Origin of the sequence: Caldisphaera sp. (assembly GCF_049974385.1) — an archaeon.
In the GTDB taxonomy this organism is placed as follows: domain Archaea; phylum Thermoproteota; class Thermoprotei_A; order Sulfolobales; family Acidilobaceae; genus Caldisphaera.
The window spans coordinates 1-1,403 of sequence record NZ_JBMFIW010000047.1 but is presented as its reverse complement, the minus strand read 5'-3'; the positions used below and the strand labels follow the sequence as shown (position 1 = coordinate 1,403).

Here is a 1,403-nt window from a genome sequence, read left to right as displayed (position 1 = left end):
TTAACTGTTATATTGTAAAAACCTGATTCTTCCATTAATTGCTTTGCATAAGTTAAATTAAATGTTGGACAGCCTGTTAATTCTGATGGAGGTATGTAATAATCAAGACCTTGAATTAATATTCCGCAGTAACTATTGCCAAAGTTTATATGGTATTTTTGATTTCCTACTATGCTATTTAAATATTCTGTGTAGTTAAATGCGTAAGCGAATGCTTTCCTAACTAATGGATTTGCAAAATAGTATGATGGTATATTATAATTCGGATTGATGCTTTTAAGTATAGATGTATTAACATTTAATGTAAATGCAAAGAAGTTTTCTGTAAACGTCGGGTAAACATATATTGACGCTTGTCCATTAGATTCTAAGTTTAATAGAAGCGGTACATAATCAGGAGGTATGTTAGTTAATATATCTGCTTGTCCAGATGAGAACATTTCATATGCAGTATTTGGATCTTTAACCCAATAAATTATAACTGTATTATTTGGTTTTGGTATATCAGGTATATTATTAGGCCAATAGGGATTTGGAACTAAAACAATGCTTTGGCCAGGAGTATATGATTTTATCATATATGGTGCAGTAGACATGGGATCCCATTGAACTTTTGTATTATAATTGCCTCCGTTACACGTTTGTTCATATTGGTAAAAACCTGAAGGAGTGAAATTAATGCCTGCACCAACTTGTTCTAACCATTTAGCATCATATACAGATGCCTCAGACTCTGTTAAGATACTGAAGAATAGTTGAGGATTAACTCTTTCAGATAAATTAAAAGTTACCGTATCTGTTTGATTATCGTATGTTATTGAATTCATAATTTCATTGAACCCTAGTGTATCATTTGGCGAAGTAACTATTGGCATGAATTCACTATAATTGGGTATTAAGTATTGTGCTAATTCATATCCTGGAGTGGGTGGAACACCTCCGGAACATAATAATGATCTTATTATAGAATACCAAACGTCGTATGCTGTTAAATTGTCGCCATTAGCAGCTTTTAGATTGGGCCTAATTTTAAATGTATACATTGTATAGTTAGGCGAAATACCGCCATATAAGTTTCTTTGAGACCAATTACCAACTGTTGGTATGTATTCTGCAGCCATTGGTAAGAATTTAGACGTGCTTGAACCATTATATATCACTAGGGTAGAATATATGTTTCTGATGATTTCTTCTCCAACAACTTCTAGATCTATATCTGCGTCAAAAGAATAAGGTCCTCCAGGTACATTTTCTGCAACTATTATTGTACCAGGATTAGGTATGTTCAAGCTTGATGTAAAAATTTTAAATATAAAACTGCTATTAGATACTGCAACTGTTTGATATGTTGTATAATTATATGTTTTTCCTGATGATACGTTTTTAGTAACAATTGTTAATGA

The 1,403-nt window shown here is 31.9% G+C and carries 1 protein-coding gene; it reads right to left on the bottom strand.

Going from position 1 to position 1,403, the window contains the following annotated elements; genetic code table 11:
- Positions 1-1,403, bottom strand: a 1,403-nt coding sequence (locus ACP5GV_RS08015; RefSeq protein ID WP_428103269.1) for an ABC transporter substrate-binding protein, incomplete at both ends; no start/stop codon positions are given.